Source organism: Klebsiella sp. CN_Kp075 (assembly GCF_040065055.2).
GTDB lineage: Bacteria > Pseudomonadota > Gammaproteobacteria > Enterobacterales > Enterobacteriaceae > Klebsiella > Klebsiella aerogenes.
On record NZ_CM198050.1, the window covers coordinates 4,547,278 to 4,562,127 of the forward strand.

General features: G+C 57.2%; 14 protein-coding genes. 5 read left to right on the forward strand and 9 right to left on the reverse strand.

Annotated elements, in window-relative coordinates; all coding sequences use genetic code 11:
• Positions 1 to 11 precede the first annotated feature (11 nt).
• Positions 12 to 485, reverse strand: a complete 474-nt coding sequence (creA, locus tag ABLV78_RS21635; RefSeq protein WP_020079661.1) for a protein CreA — start codon at positions 483 to 485, stop codon at positions 12 to 14.
• Positions 486 to 693: 208 nt separating this feature from the next.
• On the opposite strand from creA, the gene robA reads away from it, so the two are divergent.
• Positions 694 to 1,563 (forward strand): MDR efflux pump AcrAB transcriptional activator RobA, encoded by an 870-nt coding sequence (gene robA, locus ABLV78_RS21640; RefSeq protein WP_045395899.1) that lies wholly within the window; start codon positions 694 to 696, stop codon positions 1,561 to 1,563.
• On the opposite strand, the gene gpmB is transcribed toward robA, so the two are convergent.
• Positions 1,560 to 2,207, reverse strand: coding sequence for a 2,3-diphosphoglycerate-dependent phosphoglycerate mutase GpmB (gene gpmB / locus ABLV78_RS21645; protein WP_015368369.1), 648 nt, complete (start codon positions 2,205 to 2,207; stop codon positions 1,560 to 1,562). The genes robA and gpmB overlap by 4 nt on opposite strands.
• Positions 2,208 to 2,320: 113 nt before the next feature.
• Between gpmB and yjjX the strand changes: the two genes are divergently transcribed.
• Complete coding sequence (yjjX, locus tag ABLV78_RS21650; protein ID WP_047043910.1) at positions 2,321 to 2,836, forward strand: inosine/xanthosine triphosphatase; 516 nt, start codon at positions 2,321 to 2,323, stop codon at positions 2,834 to 2,836.
• Here the strand turns inward: yjjX and trpR are convergent.
• On the reverse strand, positions 2,823 to 3,149 hold the full coding sequence (gene trpR / locus ABLV78_RS21655; protein WP_015368371.1) for a trp operon repressor: 327 nt from the start codon (positions 3,147 to 3,149) through the stop codon (positions 2,823 to 2,825). The two genes, yjjX and trpR, sit on opposite strands and share 14 nt — an antisense overlap.
• Before the next feature lie 87 nt (positions 3,150 to 3,236).
• Positions 3,237 to 5,174: a murein transglycosylase gene (sltY, locus tag ABLV78_RS21660; protein WP_047043908.1), complete on the reverse strand. Its 1,938-nt coding sequence runs from the start codon at positions 5,172 to 5,174 to the stop codon at positions 3,237 to 3,239.
• A 219-nt stretch (positions 5,175 to 5,393) separates the two neighbouring features.
• On the opposite strand from sltY, the gene ettA reads away from it, so the two are divergent.
• Positions 5,394 to 7,061 carry an energy-dependent translational throttle protein EttA gene (gene ettA, locus ABLV78_RS21665; protein ID WP_023291900.1) on the forward strand — a complete coding sequence of 556 codons (1,668 nt, stop codon included), beginning with the start codon at positions 5,394 to 5,396 and terminating at the stop codon, positions 7,059 to 7,061.
• Between the two features lie 93 nt (positions 7,062 to 7,154).
• Here ettA and nadR read toward each other — a convergent pair whose 3' ends face one another.
• From nadR to serB, 3 genes are all read right to left on the reverse strand, one after another.
• Entirely contained in the window at positions 7,155 to 8,387 is a 1,233-nt protein-coding gene (nadR, locus tag ABLV78_RS21670) for a multifunctional transcriptional regulator/nicotinamide-nucleotide adenylyltransferase/ribosylnicotinamide kinase NadR (protein ID WP_045395907.1), read from the reverse strand.
• Between the two features lie 67 nt (positions 8,388 to 8,454).
• A complete protein-coding gene (gene radA, locus ABLV78_RS21675) occupies positions 8,455 to 9,837 on the reverse strand; it encodes a DNA repair protein RadA (RefSeq protein WP_015368375.1) in 1,383 nt (460 codons plus the stop codon).
• Positions 9,838 to 9,846: 9 nt separating this feature from the next.
• Positions 9,847 to 10,818 carry a phosphoserine phosphatase gene (serB, locus tag ABLV78_RS21680; RefSeq protein ID WP_015704324.1) on the reverse strand — a complete coding sequence of 324 codons (972 nt, stop codon included), beginning with the start codon at positions 10,816 to 10,818 and terminating at the stop codon, positions 9,847 to 9,849.
• A gap of 104 nt (positions 10,819 to 10,922) precedes the next feature.
• On the opposite strand from serB, the gene ABLV78_RS21685 reads away from it, so the two are divergent.
• Positions 10,923 to 11,555 carry a YtjB family periplasmic protein gene (locus ABLV78_RS21685; protein ID WP_015368377.1) on the forward strand — a complete coding sequence of 211 codons (633 nt, stop codon included), beginning with the start codon at positions 10,923 to 10,925 and terminating at the stop codon, positions 11,553 to 11,555.
• Between the two features lie 17 nt (positions 11,556 to 11,572).
• Positions 11,573 to 12,589: a lipoate--protein ligase gene (gene lplA / locus ABLV78_RS21690; protein ID WP_047043905.1), complete on the forward strand. Its 1,017-nt coding sequence runs from the start codon at positions 11,573 to 11,575 to the stop codon at positions 12,587 to 12,589.
• Positions 12,590 to 12,668: 79 nt separating this feature from the next.
• Here lplA and deoD read toward each other — a convergent pair whose 3' ends face one another.
• Both deoD and deoB read right to left on the reverse strand, forming a co-directional pair.
• Positions 12,669 to 13,388: a purine-nucleoside phosphorylase gene (deoD, locus tag ABLV78_RS21695; protein WP_002887789.1), complete on the reverse strand. Its 720-nt coding sequence runs from the start codon at positions 13,386 to 13,388 to the stop codon at positions 12,669 to 12,671.
• A 197-nt stretch (positions 13,389 to 13,585) separates the two neighbouring features.
• Positions 13,586 to 14,809, reverse strand: a complete 1,224-nt coding sequence (gene deoB / locus ABLV78_RS21700) for a phosphopentomutase (RefSeq protein ID WP_045395913.1) — start codon at positions 14,807 to 14,809, stop codon at positions 13,586 to 13,588.
• Positions 14,810 to 14,850: the final 41 nt, after the last annotated feature.

The following is a 14,850-nucleotide window of genomic DNA, read 5'->3' on the forward strand; positions in this document are numbered from 1 at the left end:
GTGACTCCCGTTTATTTATTCCACGGCATGATCGGCACGGCGCTGATGGCATTCTTCGGCGAGCCGTCGACCACTTTATCCGAATAGGTCAGGTACACCAGCGCATTGCGTTTAGCGTCATAGAAGCGTACGACCTGCAGTTTTTTGAACACCAGCGAGGTACGTTTCTGGAATACCACATCGCCCTGGCTTTTGCCGTTTTTGATTTTATCCGTCAACTCAATCGGCCCGACCTGCTGGCAGGAGATGGCGGCGTCTGAGGTATCTTCCGCCAGCCCCAGACCGCCTTTAATGCCGCCTGTTTTTGCCCGGCTAATATAGCAGGTGACGTTTTGTACATCGGGATCGTCGAAGGCTTCGACCACGATTTTATGATCCGGCCCCAGCCATTTAAATACCGTATCGACGGAGCCGATTTGCTCGGCGTGCGCCAGTTGGCCTGCGGCCAGCAAGAACAAACCTGCCACTAACTTCTTGTATTTCATATTGTTACCATTTCTTAAAATTCCGCTGCGTGATAATCACAAACGCTGTGGAAAAGGTTTAAAGATCACAGCTTTACAAAATTACCAACGATATCCACCAGATAATCGCATTTATAAGCAAAAAAAACACTGAATGCTAAAACATCAAAAAATGCTATTATCCGCTACCTTAATATAGGTACCTGAGTTTAAAGGATGGGGACATTTTATGGATCAAGCTGGGATTATTCGCGATCTCCTGAGCTGGCTGGAAGGTCACCTGGATCAGCCCCTCTCGTTGGATAATGTGGCGGCGAAGGCAGGTTATTCCAAGTGGCATTTGCAACGTATGTTTAAAGACGTCACGGGTCAAGCTATCGGTGCCTATATTCGCGCACGCCGTCTCTCCAAATCCGCCGTGGCGCTACGCCTGACCGCACGCCCGATTCTCGACATCGCGCTGCAGTATCGCTTCGATTCTCAACAGACGTTCACCCGCGCCTTTAAAAAACAGTTTAATTTGACCCCAGCGCTCTACCGCCGTTCTCCGGACTGGAGCTCGTTCGGTATGCGTCCGCCGCTGCGGCTCGGCGAATTTACCATGCCGAAGCATGAGTTTGTGACCCTGAGCACCACGCAACTGGTCGGCGTGACCCAAAGCTATACCTGTAAGCTTGAAGAGATTTCTGAATTCCGTAACCAGATGCGCGTTCAGTTCTGGCGCGAATTCCTCGGCAATGCGCCCAGCATTCCGCCAACGCTGTACGGCCTGCATGAACCGCGTCCAAGTCTGGAAAAAGATGACGAACAGGAGGTGTTCTACACCACCGCGCTAACGCCGGAGATGGCGAACGGGCACCTGCATAACTCTCATCCGGTGATTCTGGAAGGCGGCGAGTATGTAATGTTCACTTACGAAGGATTAGGCACCGGGCTGCAGGAGTTTATCCTGACGGTATACGGCACCTGTATGCCGATGCTGAACCTCACCCGCCGCAAAGGCCTGGATATTGAGCGCTTCTATCCGGAAGATGATAACCGGAACCAGGCCACGCCAATTCAGCTGCGCTGCGAATACCTGATTCCGATTCGTCGTTAACGCTGTAGTTCGTCCATCGCGGGGGCATCGAGATGCGAAACGTCCCCCGCGGTCTCCACCACCCATCCTGACGCCAGCCACGGGCTCTGCTGATAATCAACGCGTGAAATCGAACAGTTGCGCAGGCGCAGACGGCGCTCCGCATAAGCAGGCAGCCCGAGGATTGTGCTCACCAGACAGCCCAGAGCCATCCCATGACTCACCAGCAGCGGCCGGCTACCTGGCGGTAATTCCAGACAGGACGATAGCGCCGCGCGCATACGCTCGCTCAGCTCCTGCATGGATTCGCCCTGCGGTATGCGGCCATCCGGCGTACCGTTGACCAACTGACGGCGCCAGCCCTCTTCTTCCTCACTAAGCGAGTCGATATGGCGCTTCTCCAACACCCCCATATCCAGCTCGCGCAGGCGCGGATCGGTAACGACGCCGCAGCCGCAGGCTTCAGCGATAATTTCTGCCGTGCGGCGGGTACGTCCGAGGTCGCTGGCGATAATATGGGTGATCCCCAGCGTTCTGGCGCGCTCGCCCACCTGCCATGCCTGGCGCTCGCCGTGAGCGGTCAGTGGGCTATCGGACTGGCCTTGAATACGTCGCTCGGCGTTCCACTGCGTTTCACCGTGGCGAACAAGGTATACCTGTAACATGCTTATTTTCCGTTCTGAACCCTTCATCAATCGACGATCGGCGCTATCGGCTACCGCCAGAGTGATTTAGAGTATACTGCGATGACGTTAATTAATTCTGAGTTGTTTTGATTATGCACCATGTTGTCTCAGCTACCACTAATCCCGCCAAAATTCAGGCAATTCTGCAGGCTTTTAACGAGATCTTCGGCGAAGGATCCTGCCACATTGAGTCCGTCGCCGTCGAGAGCGGCGTGCCGGAACAGCCCTTCGGCAGCGAGGAAACGCGGGCTGGCGCACGAAATCGCGTCGCTAATGCCCGTATCGCGCAGCCGCAAGCCGATTTTTGGGTGGCGATAGAAGCCGGGATCGATGAAGGCAGCACCTTCAGTTGGGTGGTAATTGAGAACCAGCAGCAGCGCGGCGAAGCGCGCTCGGCAACCCTGCCGCTGCCGGAAGTCATTCTTGCGCAGGTTCGCGCCGGGGAAGCGCTGGGGCCGGTCATGTCGCAGCATACCGGTATCGATGAGATAGGCCGCAAAGAGGGCGCTATTGGCGTCTTTACCGGCGGCAAGCTGACGCGCAGCAGCGTCTACCATCAGGCGGTCGTGCTGGCACTCAGCCCATTCCATAACGCTATTTATCGTTAAGCAGGGTCTGTTCCAGCCACTGGCGTAGCTCTACCGGCGCCGATTTCAGGCTATTCGAACCGCGGGTAATGGTGGCAATACCGGCGCCGAGTTCGTTTTTCAACTCGCGCTGGCTCATCTCGCCGCGCAGCAACTCTTCAATAATACGCACCCGGGTGCCCAGCGCTTCGCGCTCGTCGGGCGTCAGCATCAGCTGCAGTAACGGCAGGTGAAGGTCTTCGGCGTAAGCTTGCTGCAGCAGCGCCACGAAACGTAGCCACTCCTGATGACGTTGTTCGGCCACGGCCGCTGAATAGGGAGATTGTTGGGTCATGTTACGTCGCCATGTTGAGACGGGCAGCCAGGCTGCCCGTCGAATGTACTCATCAACGAGTACAAAGAATAACATACTTCCGAACAATCAGTAACGCTGTTGCCATTCGGCGTCGCTCAGCAAGTTATCCTGCTTGCCCATAAAGTAGCGGTAATAGGCATCGTAAGAGAGGACGTTTTTTACATAGCCGCGGGTTTCCGAGAACGGAATACTCTCGACAAATGCCACCGCATCGATGCGCCCGGCGCTATTGCCCTGCCAGGTTCGCACGCGTCCAGGCCCGGCGTTATAGGCGGCGGAAGCGTAAATACGGTTATTGCCGAACTGCTGGTAGACGTACTGCAGATAGCTGGTACCAATGTTGATATTGGTTTCCGGATCCAGCAGCTGCGACGGGCCGCTATAGCCAGGAATGCTGAACATGCTAACGGTATGCGTCGCGGTGCCCGGCATAATCTGCATCAAGCCGCTGGCGCCGACCGGTGAACGCACTTTCGGGTTCCAGGCGCTCTCCTGACGCGCAATCGCCATCGCGTAGCTCTGCGGAATATCTTTGCCGCTAATATAACGCGCGAACAGATCGTTGTACGCCAGCGGGAAGCGCTCTTCCAGCTGATCCCACAATTTACCGGCGATCGTCGCCTGTACGCTAAGATCCCACCAGTGTTGATCAAAAGCGTAACGCGCCAGCTGCGCCTGCTGCGATTTGGTCCGGCTGCTCACCAGGTTCGCCCATTCGCTGCGCGCGGTGTTGTCCATGTTCCAGTACATCAGCTCGCGAACGCGCGCCATCTCAGGGCCAGAGGCCAGCGCCGGGTCGATAGTGCCGGAGGCTTTATCAATGCGGAAGGTGTACTCTTCGCCCAGACGCTGAGCGGCAACCATCGGATAGAAGCCGCGCTGCTGCATCAGCGAATGCAAGATGGCTTTCGCTTCGTCATCGCGCCCGCGCTCCAGCAGCAGATCCGCCTGCCAGTAGCGCCACTCGTCTTTCTCTTTCGCCTCCATCGGCAGACGCGCCAGCCAGGTGTTCAGCCCATGACGATCGCCGTTGCCGAGCGCCATACGAACCCGGCGTTCCACAAGCGGGGTCGATTGCGAACGCATGATCGCGTCATCGCGCCACTCCGCCTGCGCTTCGGTCACATCGCTGCCCATCAGGCGCCAGGCGACGATATCGCGCAGCTCCTGGGTTTGATCCTCATTCAACTGCTGCGCCTGCACCAGCGATGGGATCATCAGACGGGCGTTTTCCACATCCTGACGCGCGACGCTGGCAAAAGCGACCGCCGCCATCTGGCGGGTAAAGTCGGTGGCCCCGGTGGTGCGGGCAAAGGTCATCACGCTATTAGGATCGTTGGCCAACGCCACCACTGCCGAAGAGATGCTCTGATAGTTTGACGGCATCTGCTGAGCAAGCACGCGGACCAGGCTGGTATTGCCGGCCTTCATCGCCAGGCGGATTCGTTCGAGATAAGCCAGCGGATCCTGCTGCCCGGAATCGCGCCATGCGCTAAACAGCGGATCGCAGGCATTTGGCTGGCTCTTACCGGTCAGCCACAGCTCTTTCGCCCCGCTCCACGCTTCCTGCGATTGGCCGACGCTGAGTTTAGCGTAGTAGTAGTTACACTGCGCTTCGGTTGTCGCCGGTTTATCCGGGCTGAACGCCAGTAAGCCTCGCCAGTCGGTACGCCGCGCCAACTCATTAACAAAGCGTGATTTCAGCGAACGCGCCGCCGGTAGCGTCGGGTTCGCCGCAATGAAATTAGTGACCACCAGCGGCGGCTGGTTCATCAGGTCATCGGTAATTTGTCGATATTGCAGGTAGGGATACAGCGGATAGCTGCTGAGCGTGGGCATCAACTGGTTGACGACATCCATCTGGCGGTTGTCCCACGCCTGTTTAATTTGAGCATAGCGGCTGCGCTGTTCATCCAGTGAATCCGCATGCGCCAGCTGGCTTAGCGTCAGCAGACTCACGCCGGCAGCCAGAAGACGCCATGCCGTAGTTTTGGCTTTTTCCACAAGCTCTTCCTCTAGTTTGGTGCATCACCGCGGCATCGTGCCGCTTCAAAAAAATCAGGTATTGCTTAGTTATGCTAATCAGACAACTGAAAACATGCCATGTCCTGAACATTTTTTTACGCTTCTGTGAATCCTGTCGCCTCGCTGGGATTACCGCGCGAAAAAGGCTACACTTCGCCTTTGAACTATCTATCAGAATAGAAAGAGGCGAAGTCCAACGTGGCTCAATTCGTTTATACCATGCATCGTGTCGGCAAAGTGGTTCCGCCGAAACGTCATATTTTGAAAAATATCTCCCTCAGTTTCTTCCCTGGCGCGAAAATCGGTGTTCTCGGTCTGAACGGCGCCGGTAAATCTACCCTGCTGCGCATCATGGCCGGTATCGACACCGAGATCGAAGGTGAAGCGCGCCCGCAGCCCGGGATCAAAATCGGCTACCTGCCGCAGGAGCCGCAGCTGAATCCGGAGCACACCGTACGCGAATCCGTTGAAGAAGCGGTCGCCGAAGTGGTTAACGCGCTGAAAGGCCTGGACGAAGTTTATGCCAAATACGCCGAGCCGGATGCCGACTTCGATAAGCTTGCCGCGCAACAGGGCAAGTTCGAAGAGATCATCCAGGCGCACGACGGCCATAACCTGAACGTGCAGCTGGAGCGTGCGGCCGATGCCCTGCGCCTGCCGGACTGGGATGCGAAAATCGCCAATCTTTCCGGTGGTGAACGCCGCCGCGTCGCACTGTGCCGCCTGCTGCTGGAAAAACCAGACATGCTGCTGCTCGACGAACCGACCAACCACCTCGACGCCGAGTCCGTCGCCTGGCTGGAGCGCTTCCTGCACGATTTCGAAGGCACCGTAGTGGCGATTACCCACGACCGTTACTTCCTCGATAACGTCGCCGGCTGGATCCTCGAGCTTGACCGCGGCGAAGGTATTCCGTGGGAAGGCAACTACTCCTCCTGGCTGGAGCAGAAAGATCAGCGTCTGGCGCAGGAAGCTTCTCAGGAAGCCGCACGCCGCAAATCTATCGAGAAAGAACTAGAGTGGGTTCGCCAGGGCGCGAAAGGCCGTCAGTCTAAGGGCAAAGCCCGTCTGGCGCGCTTTGAAGAGCTTAACAACGTCGAATACCAGAAACGTAACGAGACCAACGAACTGTTCATTCCGCCAGGAGCGCGTCTGGGCGATAAAGTTCTGGAAGTCAGCAATCTGCGCAAATCTTACGGCGACCGCGTACTGATTGACGATCTGAGCTTCTCCGTACCGAAAGGCGCTATCGTTGGTATCATCGGTCCGAACGGCGCGGGTAAATCTACCCTGTTCCGCATGATGTCCGGCCAGGAACAGCCTGATTCCGGCACCATCACGCTGGGTGAAACCGTTAAGCTGGCCTCCGTCGATCAGTTCCGTGACGCGATGGACAACAGCAAGACCGTTTGGGAAGAAGTGTCCGGCGGCCTGGATATCATGAAGATCGGCAACACAGAGATGCCAAGCCGCGCCTACGTTGGCCGCTTTAACTTCAAAGGCGTCGACCAGGGCAAACGCGTTGGCGAGCTGTCCGGCGGTGAACGCGGTCGTCTGCACCTGGCGAAGCTGCTGCAGGTCGGCGGTAACGTACTGCTGCTCGATGAACCGACCAACGACCTGGATATCGAAACCCTGCGCGCGCTGGAAAACGCCCTGCTGGAGTTCCCGGGCTGCGCCATGGTTATCTCGCACGACCGCTGGTTCCTTGACCGTATTGCGACCCACATTCTGGATTACCAGGATGAAGGTAAAGTTGAGTTCTTCGAAGGTAACTTTACCGAGTACGAAGAGTACAAGAAACGCACCCTCGGCGCCGATGCGCTGGAGCCGAAGCGTATCAAGTACAAACGTATCTCAAAATAAAATACAAAAAGGCAACGCAAGTTGCCTTTTTTAATGTTTGCTCCCTCTCCCATTGGGAGAGGGCCGGGGTGAGGGCCTCACCCCGCAGAGCCCCTACCCCTGCTCGCCCATCAGCTGCTTCACCAGCTCAACGCAGCGCAGGAACCGGGCGTCGTAGTCCGACTCTTCCACGTGGACGAACTCGATGCCGTTTTCTTTCAGCAGTGACACCAGCAACGTCTGAAACTCTTTGCGATCTACCGAACTACCGAGGCTACGCAGCCCATCGGCCACCCAAGGCGTGTTGTTCTCCAGCAGGATCACCAGATCAAAGCGGTATTCATCGATTAACGCCTGCACGAACGGATGCTCGCGGCCTTCGTACTTCAGGCAGAAGGCCTGAGTGCTGACGAAGTCGGTATCGATAAACGCCACCTTATTGGCATACTTCACCGCGAAATCAATGTACTGTGCATGCCCCAGCGCGATTTTATCGTAATCGGAATACTGCAACGCCATTTCATCGCCGCCGAGGTGTGAAAAGACGTAATCGCGGCCATATTCCCAGGCGCTGGTAGTATTGAAGATATTGGCGAGCTTATTCACCAGCGTCGATTTACCGCTCGACTCGCCGCCTAGGATCGCCACCGTACGCACAAAGAACGGTTTTACTTCGGTCGGAATATATTCCCAATAGCGGAACGGGTTTTCGCGGATCTGGCCGCCGCTGATACTCATGAAGGTTCGCTTCGGATCGATAAGCACGGTTTCGATCCCCAGATGCTCCAGATACTGCGGCGCATCGGCCTCTTCCGAGGTGTAGATCCAGTTAGGTTCGATCCCTTTCTCGCTCATGAAGGCGCGGATCCCGCGGCTCCAGACGTCCCAGCCGTGCGGGTACGGCTCCATCCCCTCTTCGTTGAAGGCGTGGATGCGAATGTTTTTTTGATATTTAAAGGTTTGCAGCAGCCAGCGCAGACGATCGGGAACCGTCGGCTGTTGCGACATGGCGCTCTCCTCGAACAGCTCGCGGTCACGAGTGTCGTCATAGCCCATGATGATATGAAGCTCATCGACCTGGCTACAGGCGCGCTGAATCAGGTAAATATGCCCGGTATGCAGCGGATAAAATTTACCAAAAACCACCCCGACGCTTTTCTGTTTGCGCGGGAATTCAAGGCCGAGGAAGCGGTGTAAGGCTTCGAGCTTCTGGGCGCTCGGGCTTTTGATTTTCGCGTTTAATAGCTGACTGAGATAACCTTTGGTCATCCCGCTGGCTTCCGCCACCTGCTGCAGCGTACAACCCTTTTGCTTAATGGCGTTTTTCAGATAGTCGAATGACGACATAGTTTATGCGTGCCTCCTGCAAACTCGGGTTTGATACCCGTCATACCCTGAAGTATGACGGGTATCATTATAAGTCGTCAAAAACGCTCAGCGCATCGGCCAGTTTTTTCACGCCAAAGATTTGCATCCCTTCCGGCGCTTTTTTAGGCACGTTTGCCGCAGGTACGATGGCGCGACGGAACCCGTGCTTCGCCGCCTCGGAAATACGTTCCTGGCCGCTTGGCACCGGGCGAATTTCACCGGCTAATCCGACTTCGCCAAAGACCACCAGATCCTGCGGCAACGGGCGATCGCGCAGGCTCGAAACCATCGCCAGCAGCAGCGCCAGGTCGGCGCTGGTTTCAGTGACTTTGACCCCGCCAACCACGTTAACGAAGACGTCCTGATCGGCCATCTGCAGGCCGCCATGACGGTGCAGCACCGCCAGCAGGATCGCCAGACGGTTCTGCTCCAGGCCTACCGCGACGCGACGCGGATTAGACATCATCGAGTGATCGACCAGCGCCTGGATCTCAACCAGCAGCGGACGGGTGCCTTCCCATACCACCATGACCGAGCTGCCAGAGGTGACTTCATCGCCGCGGCTGAGGAAGATGGCGGAGGGGTTGCTGACTTCGCGCAGGCCCTGCTCGGTCATCGCGAAGACGCCGAGTTCATTGACCGCGCCAAAGCGGTTTTTATGGCTGCGCAACGTGCGGAAACGGGAATCCGCATCGCCGTCCAGCAGCACCGAGCAGTCAATACAGTGTTCCAGTACTTTCGGACCGGCCAGCGAGCCGTCTTTGGTGACGTGGCCAACCATCACAATCGCCACGCCGCGAGTTTTGGCAAAGCGCGTCAGATAGGCCGCGGTTTCGCGTACCTGGGCCACGCTCCCCGGCGACGACTGGACATCAGCCATATGCATCACCTGGATGGAGTCGATGACCATCAGCTGAGGCTTTTCTTCATCGGCGATCTGACAGATTTGCTCGATGCTGGTCTCCGAGAGCATATTCAGATTCGCCGTCGGCAGCCCGAGACGATGCGCGCGCATCGCGACCTGCTGCAGGGATTCTTCCCCGGTGACGTACAGCGTTTTCATTCCTTCCGCCAGCTTGCAGAGCGTTTGCAGCAGCAGCGTCGATTTCCCGGCGCCGGGGTTGCCGCCGATTAGAATGGCGCTACCCGGTACCACGCCGCCGCCGAGCACGCGGTCGAACTCTTTAAATCCGGTGGAGAAACGCGGCAGCGCCTCCAGGCTTATCTCCGACAGCTTCTGTACCTTCGACACGCCGGCATTACCGGCGTAGCCTGACAGACGCTCGTTTCTCGCCACCTGCGGCGAGGCGGCGATGCGCATCTCGGTGATGGTATTCCAGGCATGGCAGGCGCTGCACTGCCCCTGCCAGCGCGGATAATCCGCACCACATTCATTACAGACAAATGCGCGTTTTGGAGCTTTCGCCACGTTAACCTCTTACTTTTGATTCATGCTGCCGGAGAGAATACAGAATACCCCCATCAGGTCAGCGTGGCGGATGGTGACTTCCGCCTGTTCATTGACTTTTGGTTTCGCATGATAGGCAATGCCGAGACCTGCCGCCTTAATCATCGGCAGATCGTTGGCGCCATCGCCAATCGCCACGGTTTGCGCCGGCGGAATCTCATATTTTTCCGCCAGTTTACGCAGAGTATTGGCTTTATATTTGGCATCGACAATGTCGCCGATAACGTTGCCGGTGAGCTTGCCGTCCATGATTTCCAGCTCGTTGGCGAATACCGCGTCGAGATGCAGCTTATCGCGCAGGTATTCGGCAAAGAAGGTAAAGCCGCCGGAGGCGATGGCTACCTTCCAGCCCAGCGTTTCCAGCTTCAGCACCAGTTGCGTCAGCCCCGGCATCAGCGGCAGCGCTTCCCGCACCTGCAGCAGGATGTTCGCGTCGGCGTCTTTCAGGGTGGCGACGCGCTGGCGCAGGCTGGCGGTGAAGTCGAGCTCGCCGCGCATCGCGCGTTCGGTCACTTCCGAAACCAGCTCGCCGGTGCCGGCAAGCTTAGCAATTTCATCGATACATTCGATCTGAATCGCCGTGGAGTCCATATCCATCACCAACAGGCCCGGCGTGCGCAGATGCGGGATTTTGCCCAGCGGCGCGACGTCCAGCCCGGCTTCATGGGCCAGGCGTGTGGCGCGCTGCGTCAGCGAGCCCGCCAGGCGAATCACCTGATAGTCTTCCACGACCCAGGAAGAGACGATAACCAGCGCTGCGCCGAGTTCGCGCTGCCACGCCGTCAGCCGACGTTTATCGAGACCGCGACCATACAGCAGCCAGCCGCTGCGCCCGGCGTGATAATCCAGCGGCATGACCTCGTCGCCGCTCAGGGAAAGCGGCAACCCAGGCCACAAGGAAACATCTTCGGGCAGGTCGCACCAGGTCAAACTGTTAGGCATTACGGCTCCACATCTCTTCATTCAGGCGAGGAAAATAACGCATGAGGCTACCTTGTAACCAGCGCTTCTGGCAACATTAAGCTGCAAATTTTCAAAGGTGGAATATGGTACGAGCAAAACTGAAATTCCGACTGCATCGCGCCGTCATTGTTCTGATCTGTCTCGCGCTTCTCGTCGCGCTGATGCAGGGCGCCTCGTGGTTCAGTCAGAATAGCCAAAAGCAGCGTAATCCGCAGCTGGAAGAGCTGGCGCGGACGCTGGCGCAGCAGGTTACGCTGAACCTGGCGCCGCTGATGCGCAGCGAAACGCCCGACGAAAAGCGCATTACCCGCTTGCTGGAACAGCTGACGGATAAAAGTCGGGTGCTCGATGCCGGGGTATATGATGAACAAGGCGATTTGGTGGCTCGCTCCGGCGAAAGCGTTGATGTGCGCGACCGCCTGGCGCTGGATGGCAAAAAAGCCGGCGGCTACTTTAACCAGCAAATCGTCGAGCCGATCCTCGGCAAAAACGGCCCGGTCGGCTATCTGCGCCTGACGCTGGATACCCACACGTTGGCGACCGAGGCGAAACAGGTGGATAATACCACCAATATCTTACGCCTGATGCTGCTGTTGTCGCTGGCCATCGGCGTGGTGCTGACCCGCACGTTGCTGCAGGGCAAACGTACCCGCTGGCAGCAATCGCCCTTCCTGCTCACCGCGAATAAGCCCGTCCAGGACGAAGATAAAGATTAACCAGACAAGGATATCCTATGCCGACGCTCCGCCTGCTGCTCTCCGACTCCTACGACCCCTGGTTTAACCTCGCGGTCGAAGAGTGTATTTTCCGCCAGATGCCGGCCACCCAACGGGTGCTGTTTCTGTGGCGCAACGCCGACACCGTGGTTATTGGTCGCGCGCAGAATCCGTGGAAGGAGTGCAATACCCGGCGCATGGAAGAAGATAACGTGCGGCTGGCCCGACGCAGCAGCGGCGGCGGCGCGGTATTCCACGACCTCGGCAACACCTGCTTTACCTTTATGGCGGGTAAACCGGAATACGACAAAACCGTCTCCACCGCTATCGTGCTGGCGGCGTTGAATTCGCTCGGCGTAACGGCTGAAGCCTCCGGGCGCAACGATCTGGTGGTCAAAACCGACAACGGCGACCGCAAGGTGTCTGGATCCGCCTATCGCGAAACGATGGACCGCGGTTTTCATCACGGCACCCTGCTACTGAACGCCGACCTAAGCCGTCTCGCTAACTACCTCAATCCGGACAAGAAAAAGCTGCAGGCCAAAGGCATTAGCTCGGTGCGCGGGCGCGTAGCGAACCTGGTTGAGCTGCTGCCGGGTATCACCCATCAGCAAATTTGCGAAGCCATTCAGGCGGCATTCTTCAGCCATTACGGCGAGCGGGTAGAGGCGGAAGTCATATCGCCGGACAATACGCCGGATCTGCCGAATTTTGCCGAGACCTTCGCTCGCCAGAGCAGCTGGGAGTGGAACTTCGGTCAGGCGCCCGCTTTCTCCCACCTGTTGGATGAGCGCTTTCGCTGGGGCGGCGTCGAGCTGCATTTTGACGTGGAAAAAGGCCATATCACCCGCGCCCAGGCTTTTACCGATAGCCTGAATCCGGCGCCGCTGGAGGCGCTGGCGGCACGCTTAGTCGGCTGTCAGTATCGGGCGGAGGTCCTGCAGCAGCAGTGTGAGGCGTTGATTAGAGATTACCCTGAGCAGGAAGCGGAACTGAAAGAACTGTCGGCGTGGATGGCTGGCGCGGTGCGCTAATAAAAAAGCCCGCTGCGCTTAGCGGGCCTGGGAAACCGTAGGCCGGGTCAGGCGAAGCCGCCACCCGGCACAACAGGTCTTACTCTTTATCGCCCAGCAGTACGGATTCCAGCGCGATTTTGATCATATCGTTGAAGGTCGTCTGACGCTCAGCGGCAGTGGTCTGCTCGTGGGTACGAATATGATCGGAAACGGTGCAGATGGTCAGCGCTTTCGCGCCGAACTCCGCCGCGACGCCATAGATGCCGGCCGCTTCCATTTCCACGCCCAGAATGCCGTATTTTTCCATCACGTCGAACATAGACGGGTCCGGCGTATAGAACAGGTCAGCAGAGAAGATGTTGCCGACGCGCGCGTCAACGCCCAGCGCTTTCGCCGCGTCTACCGCGTTACGCACCATGCCGAAATCGGCAATCGCCGCGAAATCATGGTCTTTGAAGCGCAGACGGTTGACTTTAGAGTCGGTGCACGCGCCCATGCCGATAACCACATCACGCAGTTTGACATCTTCACGTACCGCGCCGCAGGATCCAACGCGGATGATTTTTTTCACGCCGAAATCGGTGATCAGCTCTTTGGTGTAGATAGAGCAGGATGGGATACCCATACCGTGGCCCATCACGGAGATTTTGCGGCCTTTGTAGGTACCGGTGAAGCCCAACATGCCGCGCACGTTGTTTACTTCACGCACGTCTTCAAGGAAAGTTTCGGCAATGTGCTTCGCGCGCAGCGGGTCGCCCGGCATCAAAACTACGTCAGCGAAATCGCCCATTTCTGCGTTAATGTGTGGGGTAGCCATCGTTTTATCCTTATATAAATTGTTCGTGCCTGATGGCGGCTACGCCTTATCAGGCCTACAAAACGTATTCAAATACCCTAAAGATTTCGCGGTGTAGGAAGGCGACGAATTCGTGAATCCCCGGGAGCATAGATTAACTATGTGACCGGGGTGAGCGAATGAAGTCAACGCATCTACAGCGCGAAAGACAACGGGTATTACAGCATGTTTTTACCGTACGCCATTGGCGACGTACCAAAGTATGTCGCCAGGGTCTGGCCGATATCGGCGAAGGTTTCGCGGTGGCCTAACGAACCTGGTTTCACTTTCGGGCCATATACCAGCACCGGAATGTGCTCGCGGGTGTGGTCGGTACCGGTCCAGGTCGGGTCGCAGCCGTGGTCGGCGGTGAGGATGAGAATGTCGTCTTCTCCAACCAGCTCCATCAGCTCCGGCAGACGGCGGTCAAACAGTTCCAGACCCGCCGCGTAGCCCGCGACGTCACGACGGTGACCCCAGGAGGAGTCAAAGTCGACGAAGTTAGTGAAGACGATAGTCTCGTCGCCCGCTTCCTTCATCTCTTTGATGGTCGCGTCGAACAGCGCGTCCAGCCCGGTGGCTTTCACTTTCTTAGTGATACCGCAGTTGGCGTAAATGTCGGCGATTTTACCCACGGAAACCACGTGGCCGTTTTTCTCGTCGACCAGCTTCTGCAGCACGGTCGGCGCCGGCGGCTCGACCGCCAGGTCGTGACGGTTACCGGTACGCTGGAAGTTACCGGCTTTGTCGCCGACAAACGGACGCGCAATCACGCGGCCAATGTTATAGCCGCCTTCGGTCAGTTCTTCACGGGCGATTTCGCACAGCTCATACAGCTTGTCGAGGCCGAAAGTCTCTTCGTGACAGGCGATCTGGAATACCGAGTCAGCAGAGGTATAGAAAATCGGTTTCCCGGTTTTCATATGTTCTTCACCCAGCTGGTCCAGAATCACGGTACCGGAAGAGTGGCAGTTGCCGAGGTAGCCCGGCAGGTTCGCGCGCTTAACCAGTTTATCCAGCAGTTCCTGCGGGAAGCTGTTTTCATGATCGCTGAAGTAGCCCCAGTCAAACAACACCGGCACGCCGGCGATTTCCCAGTGGCCAGACGGCGTATCTTTACCGGAAGAGAGTTCATGCGCCCAGGCGTAAGCGCCAACGACTTCAGCATTACCGTCCATACCGGCGGCAATTTTACCGGTAGAACCTTCATGCGCTTTCACCAGGCCCAGGCGGGTCAGGTTAGGTAAATTCAACGGGCCTTTACGACCATTGTCAGCTTCACCTTTGGCGCAGGCTTCCGCAATGTGGCCCATGGTATCGGCGCCCACATCGCCAAAGCGGTCAGCGTCTTCCGTTGCGCCAATCCCAAAGGAGTCCAGCACCATAATAAATGCACGTTTCATCTTGTTCTCCATACATCATGCGCTGCAAAAAAGCGATCAGA

Coding starts and splice junctions, on each gene's coding strand:
- yjjX (WP_047043910.1), top strand. CDS start 2,321: ATGCACCATGTTGTCTCAGCTACCACTAATCCCGCCAAAATTCAGGCA.
- ABLV78_RS21685 (WP_015368377.1), top strand. CDS start 10,923: ATGGTACGAGCAAAACTGAAATTCCGACTGCATCGCGCCGTCATTGTT.
- deoD (WP_002887789.1), bottom strand. CDS start 13,388: ATGGCTACCCCACACATTAACGCAGAAATGGGCGATTTCGCTGACGTA.
- trpR (WP_015368371.1), bottom strand. CDS start 3,149: ATGACCCAACAATCTCCCTATTCAGCGGCCGTGGCCGAACAACGTCAT.
- robA (WP_045395899.1), top strand. CDS start 694: ATGGATCAAGCTGGGATTATTCGCGATCTCCTGAGCTGGCTGGAAGGT.
- deoB (WP_045395913.1), bottom strand. CDS start 14,809: ATGAAACGTGCATTTATTATGGTGCTGGACTCCTTTGGGATTGGCGCA.
- gpmB (WP_015368369.1), bottom strand. CDS start 2,207: ATGTTACAGGTATACCTTGTTCGCCACGGTGAAACGCAGTGGAACGCC.
- creA (WP_020079661.1), bottom strand. CDS start 485: ATGAAATACAAGAAGTTAGTGGCAGGTTTGTTCTTGCTGGCCGCAGGC.
- serB (WP_015704324.1), bottom strand. CDS start 10,818: ATGCCTAACAGTTTGACCTGGTGCGACCTGCCCGAAGATGTTTCCTTG.
- lplA (WP_047043905.1), top strand. CDS start 11,573: ATGCCGACGCTCCGCCTGCTGCTCTCCGACTCCTACGACCCCTGGTTT.
- nadR (WP_045395907.1), bottom strand. CDS start 8,387: ATGTCGTCATTCGACTATCTGAAAAACGCCATTAAGCAAAAGGGTTGT.